This is a genomic window from Bradyrhizobium campsiandrae, from assembly GCF_014529705.1.
Taxonomy (GTDB): Bacteria; Pseudomonadota; Alphaproteobacteria; order Rhizobiales; family Xanthobacteraceae; genus Bradyrhizobium; species Bradyrhizobium campsiandrae.
In genome coordinates this window covers 1-25,472 of sequence record NZ_JAANIH010000024.1, presented here as the reverse complement: position 1 = coordinate 25,472, position 25,472 = coordinate 1, and the positions used below count along the sequence as shown (strand labels likewise).

The window sequence follows — 25,472 nt, the reverse complement described above, 5'->3', positions numbered from 1 at the left end:
CGTCTCAGAACAGGTGCGAGAACAGATAATAGAGCACGCCCGAAATGATCATCGCGGCCGGCAGGGTCAGCACCCAGGCCATCGCGATGTTGCGGATCGTCGCCCATTGCAGGCCCGAGCCGTTGGCGGCCATGGTGCCGGCGATGCCTGACGAGAGCACGTGCGTGGTCGAAACAGGCAGGCCGTAGACGTCGGCGGCGGCGATGGTGGCGGCTGCGGTGATCTCGGCACAGGCTCCTTGCGCGTAGGTCAGGTGGGTCTTGCCGATCTTCTCGCCAACCGTGACGACGATGCGCTTCCAGCCGACCATGGTGCCGAGGCCGAGCGCGATGGCGACCGCGATCTTCACCCAGCCGGGGATGAACTTCGTGGCGCTGTCGAGCGAGCCCTTGTAGGCGGTGAGTACGCTGACGTCGGCCGCGCTGAGCTCGGCTTCCTTGTCCTTCATCAGGAAGCGCAGCGCTTCCGAGGCGAGATACATGTCATTGCGGGTGTTGCCGACGAGATCGGCCGGCACCTTGGCGAGCGAGCCGTAGGTGGTCACCTGCTTGGAGATGTCGCGCACGAGCACGGCGAGCGATGGGAACGTGCCGCCGTTGACCTCGTGCTGCGCGACATAGTTGGTTACGGCGGGACGCGGATTGCCGATCACGCTGTAGCCGGCAGCCTTGCCTTCGATGATCTTGCTGGCGGCTTCCGAGTTCTGGCTGAACGCTGCGATCTGGCTCTCCGGCAGCGCGCGGTTGAGCGCGTAGGCGGTCGGCACGGTGCCGATCAGGATCAGCATGATCAGGCCCATGCCCTTCTGACCGTCGTTGGAGCCGTGGAAGAAGCTCACCAGCGTGCAGGTGAGGATCAGGATGCCGCGAATCCACCACGGCGGCGGCTGGTCGCCCTTCGGCTCGCCGAACAGAGCGGGGGTGGCGCGCAGCAGCACGGTGCGCAGGATCAGCAGCAGGCCGGCGGCGAGCGCGAAGCCGAACAGCGGCGACAGCAGCAGCGCCTTGCCGATATTGGTGGCCTGGGTCCAGTCGACGCCGGAGGTGCCGCTGCGGCCGTGCAGGACCGCGTTCATGATGCCGACGCCCATGATCGAGCCGATCAGCGTGTGCGAGCTCGAGGCGGGCAGGCCGAAATACCAGGTGCCGACGTTCCAGATGATCGCGGCGATCAGCAGCGCGAACACCATCGCGAAGCCGGCACTGGAGCCGACCTGGAGGATCAACTCGACCGGCAGCAAGGACACGATGCCGAACGCGACGGCGCCCGAGGACAGCAGCACGCCGAACAGGTTGAACATGCCGGACCACACCACGGCGACGTGAGCGGGCAGCGAGCGGGTGTAGATCACGGTGGCGACGGCGTTGGCGGTGTCGTGGAAGCCGTTCACGAACTCGAAGCCGAGCGCGATCAGAAGCGCGACGAAGAGCAGGAGGAAGGGAGCAAAGGTCTTGACCTGCGCGCCGGCGGCATCGACGTCGACCCAGATGCTGTAGGCGACGAACAGCAGCGCAGCGGCGATCACGCCCATGTAGATCACGCCGGTGAGCGGATGGAATCCGCGATTGAGGTCTGGTCCCTTACTCAAAGCAGGCTCGATGGAGCCCGGCAAAGCAACGTCACTCATTGGAAATTCTCCTGTCCCAAGGCGACGATCTTGCGCGCGGCATGTGACAGGCAGTTGAAATCGCGGGCAGGCAATTGAAATGATGGAACTTATCCAGTCTTTGTTGCTGCCTGTAACAGCCTCTCAGGCGGCGCGCGCAGACTTCTTTTGCAATGCAGCGGCGATCGACAGGTCTTCGACAAAGCGCTGATATTCCATCGCCTTCGCCTCGGGATCGGGTAGCCGCAGCAGGTAGGACGGATGCACCGTCACCAGAGCCTTGCGTCCGTCGGGAAGGTCTATGAGCCGGCCGCGGGTCTTGCCGATGGGCGTGATCTTGCCGAACACGCTTTGCGCGGCGGTCGCGCCCATCGCCACGATCAGCTCAGGCTGGATTGCCGAAACTTCCCGCTCGTACCACTGCCGGCACGCCTTGATCTCCGGCGTTGCCGGCTTCTGGTGCAGGCGGATCTTGCCGCGCGGTACGAATTTAAAGTGTTTCACCGCGTTGGTGACATAGACCTTCTTGCGATCGACGCCGGCCTCCGCAAGCGCGCGGTCGAGCATCTGGCCGGCCGGGCCGACGAAAGGATGGCCGGCGAGGTCTTCCTTGTCGCCGGGCTGCTCGCCGACCAGCATGATGGTGGCATCCTTCGGGCCTTCGCCGAACACGGTCTGTGTCGCGTCCTTGTAGAGGTGGCAGGCGCGGCAATGCGCGGCCTCCTCGCGAAGCGCGTCGAGATCGTCAGTGGTCGTCTTGCGTGTCATCGGAGCCTCCGGCCGCTTCTGAGGCTTGTGCGGATCGGTTGCGGCGTTGGCGATCATGGCGCCGGTCATGCGTTCGGCGTCCTCGATCAAGGGTTTAATGATCGAAGCCTCGGGCAGGTTCCTCCAGTATTTCTTCGGCATCTCCGTCTGCATCGCCTTCACCTTGAGCCGCGCCGGATTGAAGATGCTGGCGTAGTAGCGCCGCCAGGTTTCCTCCAGCGGGTCCTCGCCCGGCGCTTCGCTCTTGCTCACGCCAGGCGTGAAAGAGAGTGCGTGGCCGTCCCAATGCGCGCAGAGATCGGGCGTCAGGATCGACCAGGGCATGTCGGCAAAGCGCCTGGCGAAGAACGGCGCGGCGAGCTCGACGATGTGATGCTCCGGCTCGAACCAGGCGACATAGTGCGCCGCGCGCTCTCTGCCGATCTCGCGGAAGCGGACGAAGGCATGCATCTTGTGCTCGTCGCGATGAACCGCGCGGGCCATCGCCGTGACCCGCGCGACATCGGGATCGGTCGCGACGTCCATGAGATCATGATGGTCTCTCAATCGCCAGAGCAGCCGATAGAGGATCGCAAAGCGCTCGCGATCGCGATGCAGGATTGCTGATTTCGCGAGCTCGACGAATTTGCCTGATACGCTGAAGGTGCCGTCGTTCACCTCGAGGATCGGCGAGGTTGCGGACTGCGCGAACAAATCGGCGTCGCGGCCCTGCACGGTCCAGGTGACGTCGGTTGGCTGCACCTGATGAAGCACGAGGCTGCGTGCGGCTTTACGCCAGCCGTCGAAATCGGTTTCGGTGTCGAGGATGATGGACTGCATCAGAAGCCAAACCCCAGTTGCGTTGCTTTCGGCTTGAGTCGTTCGATCAATCGCGCTTCATCGAGGCGATGCGGCGAGGGGCGGTGATCGCTGAGGACGATGAACGGCAGCGCCTTGTGCTTGGGCACGTGCAGACGCGCCAGATCGGAGATGCGGATCGTCGTGGTGCGCCGCGTCGCGATGATGCGCTCGACCGCCTTGGTGCCGAAGCCCGGCACGCGCAAAAGCTCCTCGCGGCTGGCGCGGTTGACGTCGAGCGGGAAGCGGTCGCGATGGCGCAGCGCCCAGGCGAGCTTCGGATCGATGTCGAGCGGCAGCATGGCGCTGTCGTCGACGATCTCCGCAACGTCGAAACCATAGAAGCGCATCAGCCAGTCGGCCTGGTAGAGCCGGTGCTCGCGCAGCAGCGGCGGCTGGACCAGAGGCAAAGCGCGGCTGGCATCCGGGATCGGGCTGAAAGCGGAGTAGTAGACGCGCCGCAGCCTGTATGAGCCGTAGAGATTGGCACTGGCGTGGAGAATGGTGTGATCGTTCGCGCTGTCGGCACCGACGATCATCTGCGTGCTTTGGCCTGCGGGCGCGAAACGATGTGGCTTGGCCCTTGTTTTTGCCGCGCGGTTGTCCTCTGCCTCATCCAGCTTTAGCCGCAGCCGGCCCATGGTGCGGCGGATCGCGCGCACGTCCTTCTCCGGCGCGAATTGCTGCAGGCTCGCCGCATCGGGCATTTCGATGTTGATGGAGAGGCGGTCGGCATATTTGCCGGCCTCCACGATCAGCGCGTCGTCGGCCTCGGGAATGGTCTTGAGATGGATGTAGCCGCGGAAGTGATGCTCCTCGCGCAGTTTTCGCGCGACGCTCACCACCTGCTCCATCGTGTAGTCGGGGCTGCGGATGATGCCGGAGGAAAGAAACAGTCCCTCGATGTAATTGCGCCGGTAGAAGTCGAGCGTGAGCTTGACCAACTCGTCGATGGTGAAGCGGGCGCGCGGCACGTTGGAGGAGGCGCGGTTGACGCAATAGAGGCAATCGTAGTTGCAGGCGTTGGTCAGCAGCACCTTGAGCAGCGAGATGCAGCGTCCGTCCGGCGCATAGGAATGGCAGATGCCCATGCCGGGCGCAGTCGAGCCCATGCCCTTGCCGTCGCTGGAATCCCGCTTCTCGGTGCCACTGGAGGCACAGGAGGCGTCGTACTTGGCGGCATCCGCGAGAATTTCCAGTTTGCGTTGTACGTCCATTCCGGAATCCCTTTGATTCAATTTACGAATCCGAAAGAGCACCAATTCGATTGACTCTCCGGCTGCCGTTAGCTTTATATTAGAACATATCATGAACAAATGAGCCAGCCGTTGGTTCTTTTTTGAAAGGCCACGGCATCACTCTTTGAGGAGCGGCGAGCATGAGCGGCGCACGCATGAGCGCGCTTGCGATCTTGCGCAGCCAGATCGAGCGGATCGAGACGGCAGAGGTCGTGCATCGGCACGACCGCATCGCGCTCGGCCATAGCGAGGCCGACGCCGCGTTGAAGGGCGGGCTCGCGCGCGCGGCGATCCACGAGGTGTTTTGCGAAGGGCGCCAGGGCGCAGCCGCGACCGGCTTTGTCACCGGGCTTGCAGGCCGTGTCACGGCCCAGCGGCCGCTCTTGTGGGTGCGCCAGGATTTCTCGGAGATGGAGACCGGCGCGCTGTCGATGAGCGGGCTCGCCGAGTTCGGCCTCGATCCGCGTCGCGTGGTGATGGTGCGTGCCGCCGATGTGGAGAGTGCGCTACGCACCTCGGCCGATGCGCTCGCGTGCGATGCGCTCGGCGCCGTCGTGCTCGAGCTCTGGGGCGAGACCAGGCAGTTTGATCTGGTGGCAAGCCGCAAGCTGACGCTGGCCGCGCAATCGTCCGGCGTCACCGGTCTGCTGTTGCGGATGGCCGCGCAACCGATGCCCTCGACGGCGGAGACGCGATGGATGCTGCGTGCGGCCCATTCGCCGCCGGGCCCGATGTGGAGTGTCTGGGGCGCGCCGCGCTTCGATGCCGAGCTGTTGCGCAATCGTCATGGCCCGTGTGGCCGGTGGATCATGGAATGGAAGTGTGATGAGTGCCAGTTCAGTGAGCCGTCGGCGTATTCTCAGCCTGTGGCTGCCGCGCCTGCCCATCGACCGGATCCAGCGGTTCTTCAACAGCGCCGGGCTGGGTAAAAACAATAATGATCCCAGCATTGTCGTCATCAAGGACGTCAATGCATTGGTGATCCATGCACTGAACGAGGTTGCGGAGCGCCTCGGCCTGTATATCGGCCAGCCGCTCGCGAACGCGCGGGCGATGTGTCCGGATTTAAAAGTGTTCGACGCCGATGTCGTGGCGGACGCGAAAACGCTGAGCGACATCGCCGATTGGTGCGACCGCTTCACGCCGCTGGTGGCGCTCGATGCGCCGCACGGGCTGTTCCTCGACATCACCGGCTGCGCGCATCTGTTCGGTGGCGAGGCTGCGTTGTTGCAGACACTGGTCCGTGCGCTGGCGCGGCAAGGCTTTGCGGTCAGCGCGGCCATTGCCGGCACATCGGTCTGCGCGCGCACGCTGACGCGGCAGGCCACGGGCAGCATCGTCGCCGATGGCGGGGAGGCGGCGGCGATCGACCGGTTTCCGGTGTCCGCGCTCGGTGCGGACGAGGCCATCACCACCGGCCTGCGCCGCGCCGGCCTGAAGACCATCGGCGATGTCGCATCGCGCAGCGCCTCCGAAATCACCGCACGTTTCGGCGCGCGGTTCTCCACGCTGCTCGCGCATGCGCTGGGGCAGGGCGATGCGCCGATCAGTCCGCGCAAGCCGCTGCCCGACTACATCGTGGAAAAACGCTTTGCCGAGCCGATCGCGACCGACACCATGATCGCGATGACGCTGTCGCGGCTCGCTGACACGTTGATCGCGGCCATGGAGAAGCAGGGCAAGGGCGCGCGGCGGCTGGAGGCCGCCTTCTTCCGCACCGATGGTGTGGTGCGCGCGATCATGGTCGAAACCGGACGTCCGGTGACGCGAAGCGCGGTCGTCGACCGGCTGTTCCGCGAACGTCTCGATGCGCTGGCCGATCCGCTCGATCCCGGCTTTGGCTTCGACATGGTGCGGCTGTCGGCAAGCCGCACCGAGATCGTGGTGCAGGAGCAGCGCGACCTCGATGCCCATGTCCACGACAGTGACGAGCTTGCCGCGCTGATCGACCGCATCGCCGCGCGCATCGGCGGCAAGCGTGTCGTCGTGCACCTGCCGCAGAATACCCATATCCCCGAGCAGGCGGTGCTGGCCGCCTCCGCGCAGCATCATCTCACTGCTGCCATGCAGGCCGAATGGCCCGCGCGCGCCGAGAGCGAGCCGCCGCTGCGGCCCTTAAGGCTGTTCGACCAGCCGGAGCCGGTCACCGTGCCGTTCGCGACTGTGCCCGACGGCCCGCCGCATCAATTCACCTGGCGGCGCGCGAAACATGCGGTGGTGCGGGTGGAGGGGCCCGAACGTATCGCGATGGAATGGTGGCGGCAGGACGGCAAGCAGCTGACGCGGGATTATTTCCGCATCGAGGATGCCGAGGGCCTGCGTTTCTGGATCTTTCGCGACGGTCTTTACGAGGGAGAGGTGTTCGACGCCGACGGCAAGCCCGCATCTCCCAACTGGTATGTGCACGGCCTCTTCGCATGAACGCGCCTGCCTATGCCGAGATCGGCATCACCACCAATTTCTCCTTTTTGCGCGGAGGCTCGGATCCGCGCGCCTATGTGCACCAGGCCAGCAAGCTCGGCCTTCCCGTGATCGGCATCGCCGATCACAACACGCTCGCCGGCGTGGTGCGGGCCTGGAACGAGCTCGACAATGACAAGGTCCTGCACAAGCCAAAACTCCTGATCGGTGCGCGCATCGTCTTCATCGACGGCACGCCCGACATTTTCGTCTATCCGCGCGATCGCGCCGCCTATGGCCGGCTGTGTCAGCTTCTGACCCGGGGCAAGCGCGGCGACGACATCTCGCGGATCGAGAAGGGCGAGTGCCGTCTTACTTTCGCGGATCTTCTCGAGTTCTCGGAAGGTCAGCTCCTGGTCTTGATGCTGCCGCACCGCTTCGAGCCGGCGCAAGCGCTTGATATTCTCGCAAAGCTGAGAGCGAGCCGTGCCGAAGGCGTGTGGCTGGCCGCGAGCCTGATCTATCGCGGCGACGATCGGCGCCGCCTGGCGCGGCTCGACGATCTCGCCGCCAAGGCAAAAGTGCCGCTGCTCGCGACCAATGAGGTGCTCTATCATGATCCCGGCCGCCGTCCGCTCCAGGATGTGCTGACCTGTATCCGGGAAAAGACCACGATCGAGGCGATCGGGCGGAAGCTCGAGGCCAATGCCGAGCGCTTTTTGAAGACGCCGCTGGAAATGTCGCGGCTGTTTCGCGACTTTCCCGATGCGATCGCAGAGACCATGCGCTTTGCGGACAGGATCGAGTTCTCGCTCGACCAGCTCAAATACCAGTATCCGGACGAGCCGGTGCCGCCGGGCAAGACCGCGCAAGGGCATCTGGAGGATCTGACCTGGGCGGGCGTGAAAAAATATTTCAACGACGATATCGACGACAAGCTGCGGGCAACGCTGAAGAAGGAGCTCGCGCTGATATCAGAACTGAAATACGCGCATTACTTCCTCACCGTGCACGACATCGTCCATTACGCGCGCAGCCAGAACATTTTGTGCCAGGGCCGCGGCTCGGCGGCGAACTCGGCGGTGTGCTACGTGCTCGGCATCACCTCGGTGGATCCGACCAAGGTCGATCTCTTGTTCGAGCGTTTCATCTCCAAGGAGCGGCTGGAGCCGCCCGACATCGACGTCGATTTCGAGCATTCGCGGCGCGAGGAGGTGATGCAATATGTCTATCGCCGCTACGGCCGCCACCGCGCAGCGATCATCGCCACCGTCATCCATTACCGCCCGCGCAGCGCTATCCGCGACGTCGGCAAGGCGCTGGGCCTGACCGAGGACGTCACTGCCGCGCTCGCCGATACCGTCTGGGGCAGCTGGGGCAAGGGCCTCAACGACATGCAGGTCCGGCAGGCCGGGCTCGATCCCAAAAATCCCATGATCAACCTTGCGGTCGAGCTTGCGACCGAGCTGATCGAATTCCCGCGCCATCTCTCCCAACATGTCGGCGGCTATGTGCTGACCCAGGATCGGCTCGACACCTATGTGCCGATCGGCAACGCCGCGATGGACGACCGCACCTTCATCGAATGGGACAAGGACGACGTCGACGCGCTGAGCATGATGAAGGTCGACGTGCTCGCTCTGGGCATGCTGACCTGTATCAGGAAATGCTTTGATCTGATCGATCAGCACAAGGGCGAGCGTTGGGTTCTGGCGACCGTCCCGCAGGATGATCCCAGGGTTTACGACATGCTGTGTGCCGGCGAGTCGCTCGGCGTCTTCCAGGTCGAGAGCCGCGCCCAGATGAACATGCTGCCGCGCCTGAAGCCGCGGACCTTCTACGATCTCGTCATCGAGGTCGCGATCGTGCGGCCGGGTCCGATCCAGGGCGACATGGTGCATCCCTATTTGCGGCGACGGAATGGCCTGGAAAAGGTGAGCTATCCGTTTCCGTCGCCGGATCATGGCGACAAGGACGAACTCTATAACGTGCTGCACAAAACGATGGGCGTGCCCCTGTTCCAGGAGCAGGCGATGCGCATCGCGATCGAGGCGGCGAAATTCACCTCCGAGGAAGCCAATGGCCTGCGTCGCTCGATGGCGACCTTCCGCAATGTCGGCACCATCGGCCAGTACGAGGAGAAGCTGATCGGCAACATGGTCGCGCGCGGCTATGATGCCAATTTCGCCAGAAGCTGCTTTGACCAGATCAAGGGCTTCGGCTCCTACGGCTTTCCGGAGAGCCATGCCGCGAGCTTTGCTCAGCTCGTCTACATCTCGTCATGGCTGAAATATCATCACCCCGACGCCTTCTGCTGCGGCCTGTTGAACTCGCAGCCGATGGGCTTTTACGCCCCGGCGCAGATCGTCGGCGATGCCCGCAAGAACGGCATCGAGGTCCGCGAGATCGACGTGTCCTACAGCTTTGCGCAGAACACGCTGGAGAATATGGAAGGCAGATATTGCGCTGTGCGCCTCGGCTTCCGCCAGATTGATGGTTTTCACTGGCTCGATCCGGACGAGGAGTTTCTCAAAAAGGAGCAGGCGAAGCAGCAGGGCAGGGCCTATGTTAGTCCTGAAGACTGGGCCGACCGCATCATCGCGGCGCGTAATCGCCGGCCCTTCACCTCGCTCGAAGACTTCGCCCGCGATACGGGGCTTCCCAAGCGCGCGCTGATCCTGCTGGCGGATGCCGATGCGTTCCGCTCGCTCGGGCTCGATCGCCGCGAGGCACTGTGGCAGGTGCGGCGGTTGCCCGACGACGTGCCGCTGCCGTTGTTCGAAGCGGCGACAGCGCGGGAGCAACCGGACGAGCACGCAGCACCGCTCCCCGTGATGCCGCGCCCCGAACAGGTCGTTGCCGATTACCAGACCATCCGGCTGTCACTCAAAGGCCATCCGATGGAATTCCTGCGCGAGATGTTGTCGCGCGAGCGCATCGTCACCTGCAGGGAGATCTGCCACGAGAACGAACGGCGCCGCGTCCGCTGCGCCGGCGTAGTCCTGGTGCGGCAGCGGCCGGGCAGCGCCAGCGGCGTCGTGTTCATGACGCTGGAGGACGAAACCGGCATCGCCAATGTCGTGGTCTGGCCCAAGGTCATGGAGCAGTACCGCAAGGAGGTGATGGGCGCGCGCCTCATCGAGGTCCAGGGCTACATCCAGAGCAGCCCCGAGAAGGTGACGCATCTCATCGCGCAGCGGATGATCGACCGCTCGCACGATCTGGTCGGCCTCGCCAATGATGCCCTGAGCCGCAAGCCTCCGGTGCCGGCAGGTGCCACCGTGGTCGAACCGCTCAACGAAGACGCTCGCGCTCTCACGGATATGCCGGCGCAAAAGATCCGCCATCCCCGCAACGTTCGCATCCTGCCGCCGTCGCGGGATTTTCATTGAAGCTGGTTCTGCGCACGCAAACCTCTCACCGTCACCCTGAGGGGCTCGCCTCTTCGGCGAGCCTCGAAGGGCGACGGCCCGGTTGCAGCTCGGCCGTTCATCCTTCGAGGTTCGGTTTGCAATGCTTGCGCATCGCAAGCCTCACACCTCAGGATGACGGAACAAGAGCACGTCCTAAAAATTCACCCGGTTCGAGATCGCACCATCCACCACGAGATTGGATCCCGTCGTGAACGCCGACACCGGGCTCGCCAGAAACACCGCGGCACTGGCGATCTCCTGCGGCGTCGCCATGCGCCCCGTCGGATTGCGCTTCATCGCGTCATTGTAACGCTCGGGCATGTTCTTCTCGATCATCTCCCAGACCCCGCCCTTGAAATACACGGTGCCGGGCGAGACCACGTTGACGCGGATCTTCTTCTTTGCGTATTGCCGCGCCAGTCCCTTGGCCATGTGGATCAGCGCCGCCTTGATCGGACCGTAGGAGCTGGCGAGATCGGCCTGCGCCGCCGCGATCGAGGAGATGATGACGAAGGCGGCATCGCCGCTCGTCTCGCCGCTGGTCTCGAGGAACGGCCGCGCGGCGTCGAACGCATGCACGGCGCCCAGCACGTCGAGCCGGAAATTCTGCTCCCACGATGCGGGATCGTGGCCTTGCGCCATGGCACCGGCATTGGAAAACAGCATGTCGATGCCGCCGAGCTCCTTTGCCGCGCCCTCGACCCACGCCTTCAGCGCTGCGCCGTCGGTGACGTCGACGGTGCCTCCGCTGGCGCGGATGCCGCTCGCCTTCAACTCGGCGACGGTCGTCGCAACCTGCTCGGCATTGCGTGCGCAGACCGCGACATTGCTGCCTTCCCCGGCCAGCGTTGCCGCAATCGCCCGCCCGATGCCGCGTGTGCCGCCAAGCACGACGGCGTTTTTCCCTTTGAGACCGAGATCCATTCGCTTGTTGTCCTTGTTGTTGATCGCAGAGAGTGTAGCTGCTTCAGGAGACGCCCAAAAGCCTCAATGACGCGGAGTGAGGCGTCGCGCCCCTCACTCCGGCGCGGCTCCCACCGGCGGGCCGCCGGGCGGGCGATGCAGGAAGGTCAGCGATGCGTAGGCGCCGACCCAGGAACCGATCGCCGCGAACGCGACATAGAAGGCGTTTTCGGTATAGCTGATCACCGCATAAGAGGAGAGCAGATACCAGATCGCGCTCCAGGTCGCGGCCGGCACGCGTTTGCGCGCGACCACGGCGGAGGTGAACATCACGTAGACCGCGTCGGTGGCCGCCGTTGCCACCAATACGGCGCCTGCGGTGAGGGGATCGATGGCGGCCATTGCAATCCTTTCAGCGCTCATGACATGGTCCCAAAAAACTAAAGGAGAGCTGTGGCCATGCAAAGCCCCGCCGACATCCTCAAGGATATCTGGATTTCCGCCGGCGGCGATGCCGCCGCGCTCGACCGGGTGCAACTGACCGGCGAAGAGCCGCAAATCCCGTCCTCATTTCGCGTCGCCGTCGCCGGGCAGACGACGATCGCGGCCGCAGGTCTTGCCGCTGCCGAGATCTGGAGACTGCGCAGCGGCGAGGCGCAGGACGTCACTGTCGACATGCGCCATGCCGTCGCCGAATGCCGTTCCGAGCGTTATCTGCGTCTCGACGACAAGCCGCCGCCACCGGCCTGGGACGCCATCGCCGGCGTCTACAGGACCGGCGATAACCGCTTCGTTCGCTGCCACACCAATTTCCCGCATCACCGCGACGCCGTCTGCAAGGTGCTCGGCTGCATGCCCGAGCGTGGACCCGTGCAGGCCGCCCTGATGCAATGGAAAGGCGAGGAATTCGAAACCGCGGCCTATGCCACCGGCGGCGTCGTTGCGCTGATGCGTTCTCATGACGAATGGTCCGCACTGCCGCAGGCTCGCGCGCTTGCCGAATTGCCGCTGGTCACGATCGAAAAGATTGGCGAGGCCGCCCCAAAACCATGGCCGAAGGGCGATCGACCGCTTGCAGGCTTACGCGTGCTCGATCTCTCCCGTGTCATCGCAGGTCCCGTCGCCGGCCGCACGCTCGCCGCACACGGCGCGGATGTGCTGCTCGTGTCCGGGCCCGATCTGCCGGCCATTCCCTGGCTCACCATCGACACCGGCCGCGGCAAGCTCACCAGCTTTATCGAGCTCAAATCCGAGTCGGGCAGGGCGCAGATGCGCGATCTGCTGAAAGACGCCGACATCTTCTCGCAAGGCTATCGTCCGCGTGCGCTCTCGGCCCTCGGCTTTTCGCCCGAGGACGCCGCTGCGATCAATCCCGGCATCGTCTACGTCACGCTGTCGGCCTACGGCCATGCCGGCCCGTGGGCCGAGCGGCGCGGGTTCGACTCACTGATCCAGACCACCACCGGCTTCAACGACGCCGAAGGCAAGGCCGCAGGTATCGATGGTCCGAAAGAATTGCCGGCACATATGCTCGACCACGCCACCGGCTATCTCATGGCGTTCGGCGCGATGATGGGGAAGGCACGCCAGTCCCGCGAAGGCGGCAGCTGGCATGTGCGCGTGTCGCTGGCGCAGACCGGACGCTGGCTGTGGAATCTCGGCTGGCTCGACGGCGGTCTCGATACCCCGGATCTCACGGGCGAGGCCGTACATGCAGCGTTCATGGAAACCGTGTCATCTGGCTTCGGCATGTTGAAGGCGGTGCGCCATTCGGCCGTGCTGTCGAGGACGCCGGCGCAATGGAGCCGACCGGCGATGCCGCTCGGCAGCCATCCGCCGCAATGGCCGGCGGGAAGCTGACGTGAAGCTGACGTGTCGTAAAATTTTAACGCAAACCGAAGGACGGCCAGCGTTTTTTAGGTTGTTTGAAATCCCAATTCGGCACTATTAGCGCGACCGATGAGGCAGTCGTCTGCCGAGATCGTCGCAGACATGACCGGGCCCCATGGTAGCTGAAAATACCAAGAGATTGCAGGTGCTTACAAAACGACGGGTGATCGCATCCGTAGTTTTACTGGCGCTCGCCGGGGCCGGCGCCTATGGCTTCTTCTTCAAGGGCGGCAAGGAGAAGAATCACTCCGAAGTCTCCAGCCAGTCGCGCAAGAACGCCCAGAATTTCACGCCAACGCCGTCCGAATGGGCGACGCTGACGATCGAGCCGGTCAAGGCCAAGACCTTCCGCGCCGAGTACGTCACCGAAGGCAAGGTCGCGGTCGACGAGGATCACTCGACGCCGGTGTTCTCGCCCTATGCGGGCCGCGTGACCAAGCTGCTCGCCAAGCCCGGCGAGAGCGTGACCCAAGGTCAACCGCTGTTCACAATCGAAGCCGCCGACACCGTACAGGCTCAGAACGATTTCATCGCGGCGATGACGTCGCAGAACAAGGCAAAGTCTGCGCTGGAGCTTGCCGACATCCAGTACAAGCGCGCCAAGGATCTCTACGAAGGCCGCGCCATTCCGCTCAAGGATTATCAGCAGGCCGAAGCGACCCAGGTCCAGGCGCAGAACGACATGCGCTCCGCAGTGACGGCGCTGGAGGCTGCGAACAACAAGCTGCGCATTCTCGGGTTCACCGACGAGACCATCAAGACGTTCCAGAACAAGGGCACCATCAACCCTGAAATCACGATCTATGCGCCGCTCTCGGGCACGGTCGTGCAGCGCAAGATCGGCCCCGGGCAGTATGTCAGCGCCGGCGCCAGCGATCCGGTGTTCGTGATCGGCGATCTATCCACGGTCTGGCTCACCGCCTTCGTGCGCGAGAGCGATGCGGCCCAGGTCAGTGTCGGGCAGGACATCAGCGTCAACGTGATGGCGCTGCCGGGCCGCCCCTTGACCGCCAAGATCAACTATGTCGCCGCCGCGATCGATCCCAGCACCCGCCGCCTGTTGGTGCGTGCCACCATCGACAACAAGGACGGCCTGCTCAAGCCGGAAATGTTCGCCAACGTGACGATCTATTCGGCGGGCGACCGCGGCGCGCCCGCGGTGCCGAAGCAGGCATTGATCTACGAAGGCGACCAGGTCCGCATCTGGGTCGCGCGCGAGGACAAATCGGTCGAGCTGCGCCAGATCAAGATCGGCCTCATCAATGGCAACCTCGTCGAGGTGACCAGCAACCTGAAGCCCGACGAACAGATCGTCGTCAAAGGCAGCCTGTTCATCGACCGTGCGGCGTCCGGTAGCTGATCGACGACCTAAGAAACTGCGAAAAACCTGATGGACCGTCTCGTCGCCCTTGCCGTCAACCGGCGCTTCCTGATGGTCGGCATGTTCGTCGCCGTGTTTATCGGCGGCCTGATCGCATTCAACCAGCTCAACATCGAGGCCTATCCCGATCCGACCCCGCCGATGGTCGACATCGTCACGCAGAGCCCCGGCCTGTCGGCGGAAGAGATCGAGCGCTACATCACGATCCCGATCGAGACCCAGGTCGCGGGCCTGAAGAATCTGACGACCATCCGCACCATCTCGCTCTACGGCCTCTCCGACGTCAAACTCCAGTTCTCCTTCGCTTACACCTATGACGAGGCGTTGCAGCAGGTCTTGAACCGCCTGGCGCAACTCGCGCCGCTGCCGGGCAACGTGCAGCCGCAGATCTCGCCGCTGAGCCCGATCGGCGAAATCTTCCGCTATCGCCTGGTCGGCCCGCCGAACTACAGCGTGCTTGACCTCAAGACCATCCAGGACTGGATCCTGCAGCGCCGCTTTCGCTCCGTGCCCGGCGTGATCGACGTCACCGGATGGGGCGGCAAGAGCAAGACCTATGAGCTGGAGGTCGACAACAACAAGCTGGTCGCCAACGGCCTGACGCTGCCGCAGCTGCTCCAGGCCGTCAGCAATTCCAACGTCAATGTCGGCGGCAACACCGTCAATATCGGCCAGCAATCGGCCGTGGTGCGCGGCGTCGGTTTGATCAAGTCGATCGACGATCTCGCCAACACCATGGTCGCCCAGACCAACGGCAATCCGGTGCTGGTGAAGGACGTCGCCACCGTCACCGTCGGCCAGAAGCCGCGCCTCGGCATCGCTGGCCTCGACGATGCCGACGACATCGTGCAGGGCATCGTGCTGATGCGCCGCGGCGAGCAGAGCACGCCGACCATCAATCGCGTCGAGCAATTGGTCGCCCAGATCAACAATTCGACCATTCTGCCGCCGGGTGTGCGCATCGAGCGCATCTACGACCGCAAGGACCTGATCGACCTCACCACCCATACCGTGCTGCACAACATGGTGGTGGGCATCCTCTTGATCGTGCTGTTGCAGTGGATCTTCCTCGGCGATCTCCGCAGCGCGCTGATCGTCGGCGCCACCATCCCGTTCGCGCTGTTCTTCGCCGTGATCATCCTGGTGCTGCGCGGGGAATCGGCGAACCTGCTCTCGGTCGGCGCGATCGATTTCGGCCTGATCGTGGATGCGACCGTCATCATGGTGGAGGCGATCTTCCGCCGCCTGACGCAGACGACGCCGATGACGGAATCGGAGCAGATGTCGGCGGAGACGCTGTTCGGCATCAAGAGCCACGCCATCCTCAGCGCCGCGGCCGACGTCTCGCGCTCGATCTTCTTTGCCGCCGCGATCATCATCGCGGCCTTCCTGCCGCTGTTCACGCTGTCAGGCGTCGAGGGCAACATTTTCGGGCCGATGGCGCGCACCTATGCCTACGCGCTCGCCGGCGGTCTGCTCGCGACCTTCACCGTCACGCCCGCGCTGTCCGCGATCATCCTGCCCGCGCATGTCGAGGAGACCGAGACCCGCGTGATGCTGATTCTGCACCGGCTCTACATGCCGCTGCTGAACTGGGCCGTCGCCAACCGCAACATCGTGCTCGGCGGTGCGGTCGGCCTCGTGGTGATGACCTTGGTGTTCGGCCGGCTGCTCGGCCTCGAATTCCTGCCCAAGCTGGAAGAAGGCAATCTCTGGATCCGCGCCACGCTGCCGCCGACCATCTCGCTCCAGGAGGGCAACTCCTACGTCAATGAGATGCGCAAGGTGATCCGCGCCCGGCCCGAGGTCGAATCCGTGGTGTCGCAGCACGGCCGTCCCGACGACGGGACCGACGCTGCCGGCTTCTTCAATGCCGAGTTCTTCGCGCCGCTGAAACCCGCCAGCCAGTGGCCCGGCACGCACGATAAGGAAGAGCTGACTGCGCAATTGCTCAAGCAGCTCGACGACCGCTTCCCCGGCGTCGAGTTCAACTTCTCGCAATATCTGCAGGACAACGTCTCCGAAGCCGTTTCCGGCGTGAAGGGCGAGAACTCGATCAAGCTGTTCGGCAACGATCTCCAGGCGCTGACCGACACCGCCAACAAGATCAAACAGGTGCTGTCGACGGTGCAGGGCGTCACCGATCTTGCGGTCTTCACCTCGCTCGGGCAGCCAACCGTGCAGATCGACATCGACCGCGCCAAGGCCGCCCGCTACGGGCTCGCCCCCGGCGACATCAATGCCACCATCAAGGTCGCGATCGGCGGTGACACCGCGGGCGATCTCTATGAGCCCGGAAGCGACCGCCACTTCCCGATCATCGTTCGTCTTGCGCCGGAATATCGCCGTAGCGCCGAGGCGATCCAGAACATCAGGATCGGAGCACCCGGGTCGAACGGCTCGGTCACCCAGATTCCCTTGAGCGAAGTCGCCACCATCAGCCTCGTCTCCGGCGCCGCCTACATCTATCGCGAGCAGCAGGAACGCTATCTGCCGATCAAGTTCTCGGTGCGCGAGCGCGATCTCGGCAGCGCCATCCGCGAGGCGCAACAGAAGATCGCCGACCAGGTCCAGCTGCCGCCCGGCTCGCACATGGAATGGGTCGGTGAGTTCGGCAATCTTCAGGACGCGATCCGGCGGCTGTCGATCGTGGTGCCGATCTCGCTGGCGCTGATCGCGATCCTGCTCTGGTTCAATTTCGGCTCGATGGTCGATACGCTGCTCGCCATGAGCGTGATCCCGATGGCGATCTTCGGCGGCGTGCTCGGCCTGCTGATATCAGGCACCGCCTTCAGCGTCTCCGCAGCGATCGGCTTCATCGCGCTGTTCGGCATCGCGGTGATGGACGGCATCATCATCCTGTCGCAGTTCAACCAGCTGATCGAGGAGGGCATGGACCGGATGAGTGCGGTGATCCGCACCGGCGAGCTGCAGCTCCGGCCCGTACTGATGACCTGCGTGGTCGCGGGCGTCGGCCTGCTGCCGGCGGCATTGTCCGAAGGCATCGGCTCGCAAGTGCAGAAGCCGCTCGCGGTCGTCGTCGTCACCGGCATGATGCTGGCGCCGGTCGTGATCCTGGTGACGCTGCCGGTGCTGATCTCCTTCTTCTCGCGCCGCGCGCGCTGAGGCGCGTCATTTGCGCGTGATCTTGTCGGAAAACCGCTGCGCACTTTTCCGGATCAAGCTCTATTCCAGCGCACGCTGCGCGATCCGCAGCAGCATCGAGGTTCCGAGTCCGAGCAGCATCAGGCTGGCGAAGCGGCTGCTCAGCGACAGCACCCGCGGTGTCAGCCGTGATCGCGCGGTCGCGACGATCGTGCTGAGCATCATCCACCACACCGCAGAGCCGACGAAGACGCCCGCGATCAGCGGCGCGGCGGCGGCCTGCGTCGAGAACGCATGCAGCGCTGCCAGAAAAAGGATGACCGTCAGCGGATTGGTCAGCCCGAGCGCGATGGCACTGAGATAGGCGCGTGCGAGATGGACGCGGTCGATCTCGCCGATGTCTCGGACCATGATGGAACCGCGATGGGTGCGAATGGCGAACCACAGCAGCGTCAGCGCCGAGACGATGCCGAAGCCAGCGGCATTCGCCTCGACCCAGGGCTGCGCCAGCGCGCCGAGCCCCAAAACCGCCAAGGCGCTGTAGGTCAGGTGCACGGTCGCTGCGCCGAATCCGGTGGCAAGGCCTGTGGCCATCCCGGATGCCAAGGTGCGCTGAATGCACAGCATGCCCATGGGGCCGATCGGAGCCGCAACGGTGAAACCAATTCCAATGCCGGAAATCAGCGCGGCAAGATAATGCGACAGGGACATGCATCCGCACGAACAAATGAAATCTGTGCGGGTACGTAGCTGCGATTTCGAGCCGTCGCCTCAACCGGAAGGGTGAAAAACAAACCAGCGCGCAAACACGATCGTGTGAGTCAGGATCGCTGCGCTCGCGCAACGACGGTTCCGTTGTTGAACGTGGAACCGCATCGCATTTTGTTTGAACCTGATCGGGTTTGTCGCGACTCAGAACCCGTAGAGTCGTGCGGGATTGTCGACCAGGATCTTCTTGCGCACATCGGCCTCCGGCGCCCACACCGGGAGCTGGTTGAGCAGGCGGCCGTCGTCGATTGCGTAGAACGGTGCGATGTCGGTGGCTTTCCGCCCCTCGACGTGACTGGAATCCGGATGCGGCCAGTCGGTGCCCCAGACGATGCGGTCGGCGTTCGCGGCGATCAGCGCGCGGGCATAAGGCACCATGTCCTGATAATCAGGCGCGAGCTTCGAGGAGCGATAGGCGCCCGAGATCTTCACATAGGCCTTGCCGGAATTGACGAGTGCGACGAGATCCGCAAATCCGGACTGCTCGAGTCCGAGCGAGGCCTCGAGGCCGCCGAAATGGTCGAACACGGCGGGAACCGGCGAGGCCAGCACGAGATCCTTGATCGCCGAGATCATCGACAGCGTGGTGTAGAGCTGCACGTGCCAGCCGCGCGCCTTCATGCGGTCGACGGCAGCCGTGAAACGGGCGCGGCCGACATTGGGGTCGCTGATGCCGCCGGTCGCAAGGTTGATGCGGATGCCGCGAAAACCCTCCTGCTGCATTGCATCGAGCTCGGCTTCCGTCGTCTTGTCGTCGATCACGGCGACTCCGCGCGCATTGGCGCCGCGCGCCTTCATGCCGAACAAGGTCGAGGAATTGTCGGTGCCGTAGACGCTCGGGGTGACGATCACCACGCGTTCGATATGCAGCGCCTTGTGCAGCGCGGCCATCTCTTCCGGCGAAGCCGGCTCGGGCGTGTAGACGCGGCCCGGGAAGAACGGAAATTTCGCGACATCGCCATGGATGTGGGTGTGACAGTCGCAGGCATGCGGCGGAACATCAAAATTGACCGGCGTTGCAGGTTGCGACGCGCGGGCGTGGGCTCTGGTGGTCATGGCTACTCCGGCGGCGAGTGAGGCGAGCAGGACACTGCGTCGGCTAGGCATGGCTTCGCTCCCTGTTGCCCATCTATCGTTGACGAGACAATATCACATCATCAGGGCAATCGCTGGACTTCGCTGCATAGCAGCTCGACAAGATCGGCAACGGGACGCGAGCCGTCGACGCGGACGAGCGGGCAGGGCAGGCCCGCGAGCCATGCCTCATCCTTTGCGAGACTGCGACCGTCGCGGTCGCCGGCTTCGTAATGTGAAGCCCATTCGACGAATGACTCCGTCTCGTCATGACGCCAGCCGCCCTGAGCAACGGCATCGGCGCCGAAATGGGCGGCTTCGCGGGCACGCAGACGCTGCATGCGCAACTCGCGCGGCGTGGCTACATAGACGACGAGATCGAATAGCGGGATGAGCCCGTCGCCCCAGCCGGTGACGGTTCCGCTCAGCACCCAATCGAGACGCGGCAAAAACATCTCGCGCATCAGGCGCAAACGATCCGCGGCAGGGCGCGTCGTCCGGTAGGGCGGCGCCGTCGGCAGCCAGAAATAATCGTCGGTGTCGTGATGCGGCAGCGCCAGCCGCGCTGCCAGCGCGCGGCCGAGCGTCGTCACGCCGGAGCCGGAAGCTCCCATCAGGTGGATGCGGCGGGTCTTCATCGGTGTCGACCGGAAGATTGTTGGATTACTGCCCCGACGGCGTGCGCAGGCCGTGCCAGGCGTCGCGGACCTGCTGGTAGTGCACCTCGGGCAGATAGTCCGGGGTGTTCAGGCTCAACGTCTTGACGTCGAGATGGCCGACGGCGCTGAGCAGCGTGTAGGAGGCGATGACGCGGTCGCGCAGCGCGCCGATCAGGCGGGCTCGCGCCTGGATCAGATCGGCCTGCGAGTTCAGCACGTCGACCGTCGTGCGCTGTCCGCCGGCGGCCTCGCGCTGCACGCCCTGGAGCGCAACGGTTGCGGCCTTCACTTCGGACTCCGAGGCCGAGACAGCGATCTTGGCGCCCTCGTTGGTGACCCAGGCACTGACGACTGCCGTACGCGCCTGATTGCGCACCTGATCGAGCACGAGCCGGCTCTGCGCCGTGACTTCCTTGGCCTGCCGCGTCTGCGAGGCGGCCTGTCCGCCGTCATAGATCGGCGCGGTGACGTTGGCGACGATCGAGGCCTGGTCGGTGGCGAAGGTGCCGAGGGTCTGGTCGCTGTCGCGGCTCTTGCTGACGCTGCCCTGGAGGCTGGCGCTCGGCAGCAGCGCGCCTTCGGCGACGCGAATATTGGTCGAGGCGACATCGACGTCGAAGCTCGCGGCCATCACCGCAGGGTGCTCGCGGATCGCCATCGCGATCGAATCCTCGCGGCTCTTCGGCAGATAGCGATCGACCACTTCGGCGGGACGAAGCGCGGAGGGCGCGTTGCCGATCACCTGGGCATAGGTCGCCTGGCTCACCGCGAGCGCGACCTCTGCCGCGTTGAGATCGGCAAGGCCGCGGTTGAGCCGCGCCTCGGCCTGGGCCGCGTCGGTCGGGGTGACGTCGCCGGCGTTGAGGCGGCGCTGGGTGATGGAGAGCGTCTCGCGCAGGAAGGCGACGTTGGAGCGCTGGGCCTCGACCAGGGATTGGTTGGCCAGCACGTTGGTGTAGGCGGTGACCGCGTCAAGCAGCACGCCTTGGCCGACATTGCGCAGCGCCTCGCGGCCGGACTGGACCTGAAGTTCCGCCACCCGCACGCTGTTGGCGGTACGGAAGCCGTTGAACAGGGTCTGCGACACCGTGACCCCGATGGTCCAGGGCTTCAGCGTCGCGGTCTGAATGGTGTTGTTGGGCAGCAAGTCGCGCACCGCTTGCAAGCCGGCGCTGAGGCTCGCCACGATCTGCGGCCGGTAGCCGGCCAGCGCCTGCGGCACGTTCTCGTCGGTGGCGCGCTGGCGCGCGCGCTCGGCATTGAGCTGCGGATTGGTCTGGTAGGCCTTGACCAGTGCCTCCGGCAGGGCTTCCGCGTAGGCTGCGGCGGGCAGGGCGCAACCGAGCGCAAGCGCGGTCCATGTCGCCAGGACAGGACCCACGCCCGATCGACGCCGCGTCATCACGCGACCAGCTCTGGCGGCACGCCCAATCATGTAATCCCGCAAAACCCCGGCTGTCCGCCCCCGCCGACGGCGGCTCTCTTAACTGTTTACCCAGCGCCGGTCGCGCAGGCAAACTGCCGCGGGGAAAACCCCCATGAAATCCGTGCTTGTTGCAGGTGCGTCACAGGGGTTTTGCGGCAAGGGGCATAGTCTTACACCAGCCTTACCGTTCGCCGCTTTTACCGGTTCTTGTTCACCGGCTTGCGCTTCTCGATGAACGCGGCCATGCCCTCGGAGCGGTCTTCGAGCGCGAAGGTCGCGTGGAACAAATTGCGTTCAACGCTCATGCCTTCGGCCAGCGTGGTCTCGAAGGCGCGGTTGACCGCTTCCTTGGCCATTGCCACCGCCGGGCGCGACATCGTGGCGATCTTCTCGGCGGCGGCCAAGGTCTCCTCCATCAGCTTGTCGGCCGGTACGATACGGCTGACGAGGCCCGAGCGTTCAGCTTCCGCCGCATCCATCATGCGGCCGGTGAGGCAGAGATCCATCGCCTTGGACTTGCCGATCGCGCGCGTCAGGCGCTGGGTGCCCCCGATGCCGGGGATGGTGCCGAGCGTGATCTCGGGCTGGCCGAACTTGGCCGTGTCGGCGGCGATGATGAAGTCGCACATCATGGCGAGCTCGCAGCCGCCGCCGAGCGCGTAGCCGGCGACCGCGGCAATGGTCGGCTTGCGGCAGCGCGCGATGCGATCGCCGCCGATGGCGGCAAAGTCTTCGGAGAACATGTCGATGAAGCCCTTCGGCTGCATCTCCTTGATGTCGGCGCCGGCGGCAAAGGCCTTCTCGCTGCCGGTCACGACGATACAGCCGATGGCGTCATCGGCTTCGAGATCGTCGACGGCCGCGGCAATCTCGCGGAAGACGCCGAAGGAGAGCGCGTTGAGCATCTTCGGCCGGTTGAGCTTGATGATGCCGACCGCACCTTTGCTTTCGACGATGATGTGTTCGAACGTGCTCATGCTCCACCCACGCTTTGATTGGGCGGGCAATGTGCCCGCTGGCGGGGTGGGCTTCAAGGGGCCAGAAGCCGCCGGGACGCACGTTCCGTGCGCCCCGGGACGGGCCAGTTTGGCCGGAAATCAGGCCATGAACATCCGTGCCGCCGAGGCCAGTGTCAGCAGCGTGCCTACGCCGATGAAGATCTTGCCGATCAGGGAGCTCTGGTCCCAGGCCGAGCTCGGCTGGCTGCTCGCGATCACCGGCGCCGGGCGCGGCTGTGCATCGGCGGTCGCGATGACGGATTTCTGCGCCGATGGGTTGTCCTGCTGCAGCGCCCGATCGAGGTCGTTGAGCTGGTCGGGCGGGACCACCTGGTTCTCGGCATTGGGAGCAGCATTGTTGTCGGCTGCGGCCTGAACGTTGTCGTTGGCGCGGCCCGTCATCGCGGAGGCCGCGGCGGCGGGCGGCGTGTCGGCGGCAGCGAGCTGCGCATTGGCGTTGGCGACTTCCGGCGGCATCTGGCTCGAGGCCGGGGCGTCGGCGCTGGCCGCTTTGCCGGCCTTGCTTGCGTCGGCCTTGCTTGCGTCGGCCTTGGTTTCGTCGGCCTGCGGCGTTGCATCGGCCTTGTCTGACTTGTCGTCGGACTTCTGCGCCGTTTTGCTGCCGGAATGGTGGCGAGACGCGCGGCGCCCCTGCTTGCCCGTATCGGCCTGTTTGCTTGCGCTCGTGGTTGCGGCAGAGCTCGGTGCGGCCTGCGCCGTCGCTCCAAACAGCAGCAATAGTCCGGCCAAAGCGACCAATGCCGCGCGCCCGCTGGCTTTCATCATGTTGACGATCTCCCCAATTCGCCCGTCCCGGGAGCGAACAGAGACCCTGGCGCATGACGACAGCGGGGCAAAAAATGGGAATCTTCGGGCCACACCGGGCAAAACCGGGGCAGACGGGCCGGGCGCATCGGTCGGCCGGGGTGCGACAGCGACCGATCGGTGTTAAGAGCGCTGGCGGGATCATGCGGCTGCTTCAGACCACGGTTCGGAGGTGATCACGACTTCGTGAAGTCTTGGTGCCGGCGTAACAAATTGAAAGAGCGGCCGAATTGCAATGGTGAGGGGCGCGCGTGCGCGGACGTGAGGACGAGTGGACCGGCCTGATGCGGTCGGCCATGGCAGGCGATGATGCGGCGTATCATCGTCTGTTGAAGGCGGTCACGCCGGTATTGCGCGCTGCCGCAAGGCGCGGCCTGGCTCGTGCCGGGCAGCCTCCCGACCAGGCCGAGGATATCGTGCAGGACATTTTGCTAGCGGTGCACCTGAAGCGACACACCTGGGACAGCGAAGCGCCTTTCGCTCCCTGGCTGTTCGCGATCGCGCGCAACAAGCTGATCGATGCGCTCAGGCGTCGCGGCCGGCGCGTGTTCGTCAACATCGACGATTTCGCCGAAACGCTGCCCGGTGAGACGCCGCAGGAGGCGGCCTCGGCCGGTGAGATCTCGGCGCAGCTCAACACCTTGCCGCAGCGCCAGCGCGACGTGTTGCAGTCGATCGCGGTCGACAGCGCCTCGATCAAGGATACGGCGACGAAATTTTCGATGAGCGAAGGTGCGGTGCGGGTCGCGCTGCATCGAGGGCTTGCAGCCCTGACCGCCAAACTGCGGGACCACACGTGATGGATACCGATCAACTCATTCGCACGCTCGCGGCCGACAACGCCCATCGCGCTCCGCGCGTCGGCGCGCTGCTGACCATGGGACTTCTGGTCGCCGCGCCGTTGTCGATCCTGATTTTCGCGACCTTTCTGGGCGTACGTCCGGACGTGATGACGGCCATGCACAACCCCTTCTTCGACATGAAGTTCGCGGTCACGCTCTCGCTCGCGATTCCCGCGATCATCGTCAGCCTGCATCTGTCGCGGCCCGAGGCTCTGATGCGCGGCTGGGGCTGGCTGTTGCTGCTTCCCGTCGGATTGCTTGCGGTGGCGATCGGCAGCGAGGCGATGATGGCGCCGGCCATGCCGATGACGATGCGCCTCGTCGGCAAGAACTCGCGGGCGTGCTTGTCGGCGATCCCCGCGATGTCGCTGCCGCTGCTCGCGGGTGCATTGTTCGGCCTGCGCCATGGCGCGCCGTCGCGGCCGGCCCTTGCGGGCGCGCTCGCCGGCCTGCTGTCGGCCGGGCTCGCCGCCACGCTCTACGCCTCGCACTGCACCGACGACTCGCCGCTGTTCGTCGCGACCTGGTACACGATCGCAACCGCGATCGTGACCGCGATCGGCGCGGCGGTGGGATCGAGGGTGTTGAGGTATTAGGCCGCCGACGTCGTGCTCTGCATGCGGTGGAAGCGCATCACCTGCTGCGCGGTGGAGCTGCGCAGGGCCTCATAGGTATCGCGCAGCGTCAGCATGTCGGTCTGCGATCCGCCCGAGAGCTTTTCGCGCATGGCAATGATGGCGCGCACGCTCGACCATTGCATGCCGGCGACCTTGGCGAGGATCATCACGCCCTCGGTGCGGCTCTCGATCATCATGTTTTCGGCGGTCTCGACCGCGACGCCGGCAAGCGCCGCGAGCCCGGGCGCGCGGCTCTCCGAGGACACTCTCGCAGACCTCGTCACCCGCGCCGAACGCGACGACGACCTTGCCACCTGCATCGGCCTGCGGCCCGACCTGCCACGGCATCATTATCTGAAGCTGGTCGCCAAGGCCTCGCTGAGCGTGCGCAAGAAGCTGGAGGCCGCCCACCCCGAACTCGCAGCCGAAGTATCGAGCGTCGTCCAGGAAGCGGCGCAGCGGGTTCGTGCCGCGGCGCTGACCCGGCAGACCGAGATGGCACGTGCGCTGGTGAAGTCGCTCCACGATGACGGCCGCCTCAACGAATTCCAGGTCGCGACCTTCGCCGAGCAGGGCAAGTTCGACGAGACGAATGCCGGGCTCGCGGCGCTTGCCGGCGTCGCGGTCGAGACCGCCGAAAACATGATGATCGAGAGCCGCACCGAGGGCGTGATGATCCTCGCCAAGGTCGCCGGCATGCAATGGTCGAGCGTGCGCGCCAT

The 25,472-nt window shown here is 64.8% G+C and carries 19 protein-coding genes and 2 pseudogenes; 9 read left to right on the top strand and 12 right to left on the bottom strand.

Annotated features, from left to right (window positions below):
- Nucleotides 1-4: 4 nt before the first annotated feature.
- The 3 genes from G8O24_RS19125 to G8O24_RS19115 form a co-directional block, all read right to left on the bottom strand.
- Nucleotides 5-1,627 (bottom strand): inorganic phosphate transporter, encoded by a 1,623-nt coding sequence (locus tag G8O24_RS19125; RefSeq protein WP_188101939.1) that lies wholly within the window; start codon nucleotides 1,625-1,627, stop codon nucleotides 5-7.
- 123 nt (nucleotides 1,628-1,750) lie between these two features.
- Entirely contained in the window at nucleotides 1,751-3,193 is a 1,443-nt protein-coding gene (locus G8O24_RS19120; RefSeq protein WP_188101938.1) for a UdgX family uracil-DNA binding protein, read from the bottom strand.
- Entirely contained in the window at nucleotides 3,193-4,428 is a 1,236-nt protein-coding gene (locus tag G8O24_RS19115; protein WP_188101937.1) for a putative DNA modification/repair radical SAM protein, read from the bottom strand. Before G8O24_RS19115 ends, G8O24_RS19120 begins: the two co-directional genes overlap by 1 nt.
- Before the next feature lie 161 nt (nucleotides 4,429-4,589).
- Between G8O24_RS19115 and G8O24_RS19110 the strand changes: the two genes are divergently transcribed.
- Genes G8O24_RS19110 through G8O24_RS19100 form a run of 3 tightly spaced genes read left to right on the top strand, consistent with a single transcriptional unit; the run spans nucleotide 4,590 to nucleotide 10,241 of the window.
- Entirely contained in the window at nucleotides 4,590-5,378 is a 789-nt protein-coding gene (locus tag G8O24_RS19110) for an ImuA family protein (RefSeq protein ID WP_188101936.1), read from the top strand.
- Nucleotides 5,275-6,870 (top strand): Y-family DNA polymerase, encoded by a 1,596-nt coding sequence (locus G8O24_RS19105; protein ID WP_188101935.1) that lies wholly within the window; start codon nucleotides 5,275-5,277, stop codon nucleotides 6,868-6,870. Before G8O24_RS19110 ends, G8O24_RS19105 begins: the two co-directional genes overlap by 104 nt.
- Entirely contained in the window at nucleotides 6,867-10,241 is a 3,375-nt protein-coding gene (locus tag G8O24_RS19100) for an error-prone DNA polymerase (protein ID WP_188101934.1), read from the top strand. Before G8O24_RS19105 ends, G8O24_RS19100 begins: the two co-directional genes overlap by 4 nt.
- 174 nt (nucleotides 10,242-10,415) lie before the next feature.
- Here G8O24_RS19100 and G8O24_RS19095 read toward each other — a convergent pair whose 3' ends face one another.
- Nucleotides 10,416-11,186, bottom strand: coding sequence for an SDR family NAD(P)-dependent oxidoreductase (locus G8O24_RS19095; RefSeq protein WP_188101932.1), 771 nt, complete (start codon nucleotides 11,184-11,186; stop codon nucleotides 10,416-10,418).
- A 93-nt stretch (nucleotides 11,187-11,279) separates the two neighbouring features.
- Nucleotides 11,280-11,567, bottom strand: coding sequence for a hypothetical protein (locus tag G8O24_RS19090; RefSeq protein WP_188102089.1), 288 nt, complete (start codon nucleotides 11,565-11,567; stop codon nucleotides 11,280-11,282).
- A 57-nt stretch (nucleotides 11,568-11,624) separates the two neighbouring features.
- Between G8O24_RS19090 and G8O24_RS19085 the strand changes: the two genes are divergently transcribed.
- The 3 genes from G8O24_RS19085 to G8O24_RS19075 all read left to right on the top strand — a co-directional run bounded on the left by G8O24_RS19085 (nucleotide 11,625) and on the right by G8O24_RS19075 (nucleotide 17,562).
- A complete protein-coding gene (locus G8O24_RS19085) occupies nucleotides 11,625-13,025 on the top strand; it encodes a CoA transferase (RefSeq protein WP_188101931.1) in 1,401 nt (466 codons plus the stop codon).
- A gap of 145 nt (nucleotides 13,026-13,170) precedes the next feature.
- The gene (locus tag G8O24_RS19080; RefSeq protein ID WP_188101929.1) at nucleotides 13,171-14,415 is read left to right on the top strand and encodes an efflux RND transporter periplasmic adaptor subunit; all 1,245 of its coding nucleotides are present in this window, start codon (nucleotides 13,171-13,173) and stop codon (nucleotides 14,413-14,415) included.
- A 30-nt stretch (nucleotides 14,416-14,445) separates the two neighbouring features.
- Entirely contained in the window at nucleotides 14,446-17,562 is a 3,117-nt protein-coding gene (locus G8O24_RS19075; RefSeq protein WP_188101927.1) for an efflux RND transporter permease subunit, read from the top strand.
- Between the two features lie 60 nt (nucleotides 17,563-17,622).
- Here the strand turns inward: G8O24_RS19075 and G8O24_RS19070 are convergent, their stop codons facing one another.
- From G8O24_RS19070 to G8O24_RS19045, 6 genes are all read right to left on the bottom strand, one after another.
- Entirely contained in the window at nucleotides 17,623-18,252 is a 630-nt protein-coding gene (locus G8O24_RS19070) for a LysE family translocator (protein ID WP_188101925.1), read from the bottom strand.
- 201 nt (nucleotides 18,253-18,453) lie between these two features.
- Entirely contained in the window at nucleotides 18,454-19,416 is a 963-nt protein-coding gene (locus tag G8O24_RS19065; protein ID WP_188101924.1) for an amidohydrolase family protein, read from the bottom strand.
- A gap of 50 nt (nucleotides 19,417-19,466) precedes the next feature.
- The gene (locus G8O24_RS19060; RefSeq protein ID WP_188101922.1) at nucleotides 19,467-20,021 is read right to left on the bottom strand and encodes a P-loop NTPase family protein; all 555 of its coding nucleotides are present in this window, start codon (nucleotides 20,019-20,021) and stop codon (nucleotides 19,467-19,469) included.
- Between the two features lie 25 nt (nucleotides 20,022-20,046).
- Entirely contained in the window at nucleotides 20,047-21,477 is a 1,431-nt protein-coding gene (locus tag G8O24_RS19055) for a TolC family outer membrane protein (protein WP_188101920.1), read from the bottom strand.
- Between the two features lie 188 nt (nucleotides 21,478-21,665).
- The gene (locus G8O24_RS19050) at nucleotides 21,666-22,445 is read right to left on the bottom strand and encodes an enoyl-CoA hydratase (protein WP_188101918.1); all 780 of its coding nucleotides are present in this window, start codon (nucleotides 22,443-22,445) and stop codon (nucleotides 21,666-21,668) included.
- A gap of 120 nt (nucleotides 22,446-22,565) precedes the next feature.
- Nucleotides 22,566-23,252 (bottom strand): hypothetical protein, encoded by a 687-nt coding sequence (locus tag G8O24_RS19045; RefSeq protein ID WP_188101916.1) that lies wholly within the window; start codon nucleotides 23,250-23,252, stop codon nucleotides 22,566-22,568.
- A 290-nt stretch (nucleotides 23,253-23,542) separates the two neighbouring features.
- On the opposite strand from G8O24_RS19045, the gene G8O24_RS19040 reads away from it, so the two are divergent.
- Together G8O24_RS19040 and G8O24_RS19035 are read left to right on the top strand one after the other, a co-directional pair.
- On the top strand, nucleotides 23,543-24,091 hold the full coding sequence (locus G8O24_RS19040) for a sigma-70 family RNA polymerase sigma factor (RefSeq protein ID WP_188101914.1): 549 nt from the start codon (nucleotides 23,543-23,545) through the stop codon (nucleotides 24,089-24,091).
- Entirely contained in the window at nucleotides 24,091-24,729 is a 639-nt protein-coding gene (locus G8O24_RS19035; RefSeq protein ID WP_188101912.1) for an NrsF family protein, read from the top strand. The genes G8O24_RS19040 and G8O24_RS19035 overlap by 1 nt, the downstream gene beginning before the upstream one ends.
- Here the strand turns inward: G8O24_RS19035 and G8O24_RS19030 are convergent.
- A pseudogene (locus G8O24_RS19030) lies at nucleotides 24,726-24,992 on the bottom strand (DUF2336 domain-containing protein); the annotation flags it as partial. The gene G8O24_RS19035 and the pseudogene G8O24_RS19030 overlap by 4 nt on opposite strands.
- Here G8O24_RS19030 and G8O24_RS19025 point away from each other — a divergent pair.
- A pseudogene (locus G8O24_RS19025) lies at nucleotides 24,988-25,472 on the top strand (DUF2336 domain-containing protein); the annotation flags it as partial. The pseudogenes G8O24_RS19030 and G8O24_RS19025 sit on opposite strands and share 5 nt — an antisense overlap.

Excerpts from the sequence above, each read along its gene's own strand:
- G8O24_RS19125 (WP_188101939.1), bottom strand. The coding sequence starts at position 1,627 with ATGAGTGACGTTGCTTTGCCGGGCTCCATCGAGCCTGCTTTGAGTAAG.
- G8O24_RS19120 (WP_188101938.1), bottom strand. The coding sequence starts at position 3,193 with ATGCAGTCCATCATCCTCGACACCGAAACCGATTTCGACGGCTGGCGT.
- G8O24_RS19115 (WP_188101937.1), bottom strand. The coding sequence starts at position 4,428 with ATGGACGTACAACGCAAACTGGAAATTCTCGCGGATGCCGCCAAGTAC.
- G8O24_RS19110 (WP_188101936.1), top strand. The coding sequence starts at position 4,590 with ATGAGCGGCGCACGCATGAGCGCGCTTGCGATCTTGCGCAGCCAGATC.
- G8O24_RS19105 (WP_188101935.1), top strand. The coding sequence starts at position 5,275 with ATGAGTGCCAGTTCAGTGAGCCGTCGGCGTATTCTCAGCCTGTGGCTG.
- G8O24_RS19100 (WP_188101934.1), top strand. The coding sequence starts at position 6,867 with ATGAACGCGCCTGCCTATGCCGAGATCGGCATCACCACCAATTTCTCC.
- G8O24_RS19095 (WP_188101932.1), bottom strand. The coding sequence starts at position 11,186 with ATGGATCTCGGTCTCAAAGGGAAAAACGCCGTCGTGCTTGGCGGCACA.
- G8O24_RS19090 (WP_188102089.1), bottom strand. The coding sequence starts at position 11,567 with ATGGCCGCCATCGATCCCCTCACCGCAGGCGCCGTATTGGTGGCAACG.
- G8O24_RS19085 (WP_188101931.1), top strand. The coding sequence starts at position 11,625 with ATGCAAAGCCCCGCCGACATCCTCAAGGATATCTGGATTTCCGCCGGC.
- G8O24_RS19080 (WP_188101929.1), top strand. The coding sequence starts at position 13,171 with ATGGTAGCTGAAAATACCAAGAGATTGCAGGTGCTTACAAAACGACGG.
- G8O24_RS19075 (WP_188101927.1), top strand. The coding sequence starts at position 14,446 with ATGGACCGTCTCGTCGCCCTTGCCGTCAACCGGCGCTTCCTGATGGTC.
- G8O24_RS19070 (WP_188101925.1), bottom strand. The coding sequence starts at position 18,252 with ATGTCCCTGTCGCATTATCTTGCCGCGCTGATTTCCGGCATTGGAATT.
- G8O24_RS19065 (WP_188101924.1), bottom strand. The coding sequence starts at position 19,416 with ATGCCTAGCCGACGCAGTGTCCTGCTCGCCTCACTCGCCGCCGGAGTA.
- G8O24_RS19060 (WP_188101922.1), bottom strand. The coding sequence starts at position 20,021 with ATGAAGACCCGCCGCATCCACCTGATGGGAGCTTCCGGCTCCGGCGTG.
- G8O24_RS19055 (WP_188101920.1), bottom strand. The coding sequence starts at position 21,477 with ATGATTGGGCGTGCCGCCAGAGCTGGTCGCGTGATGACGCGGCGTCGA.
- G8O24_RS19050 (WP_188101918.1), bottom strand. The coding sequence starts at position 22,445 with ATGAGCACGTTCGAACACATCATCGTCGAAAGCAAAGGTGCGGTCGGC.
- G8O24_RS19045 (WP_188101916.1), bottom strand. The coding sequence starts at position 23,252 with ATGATGAAAGCCAGCGGGCGCGCGGCATTGGTCGCTTTGGCCGGACTA.
- G8O24_RS19035 (WP_188101912.1), top strand. The coding sequence starts at position 24,091 with ATGGATACCGATCAACTCATTCGCACGCTCGCGGCCGACAACGCCCAT.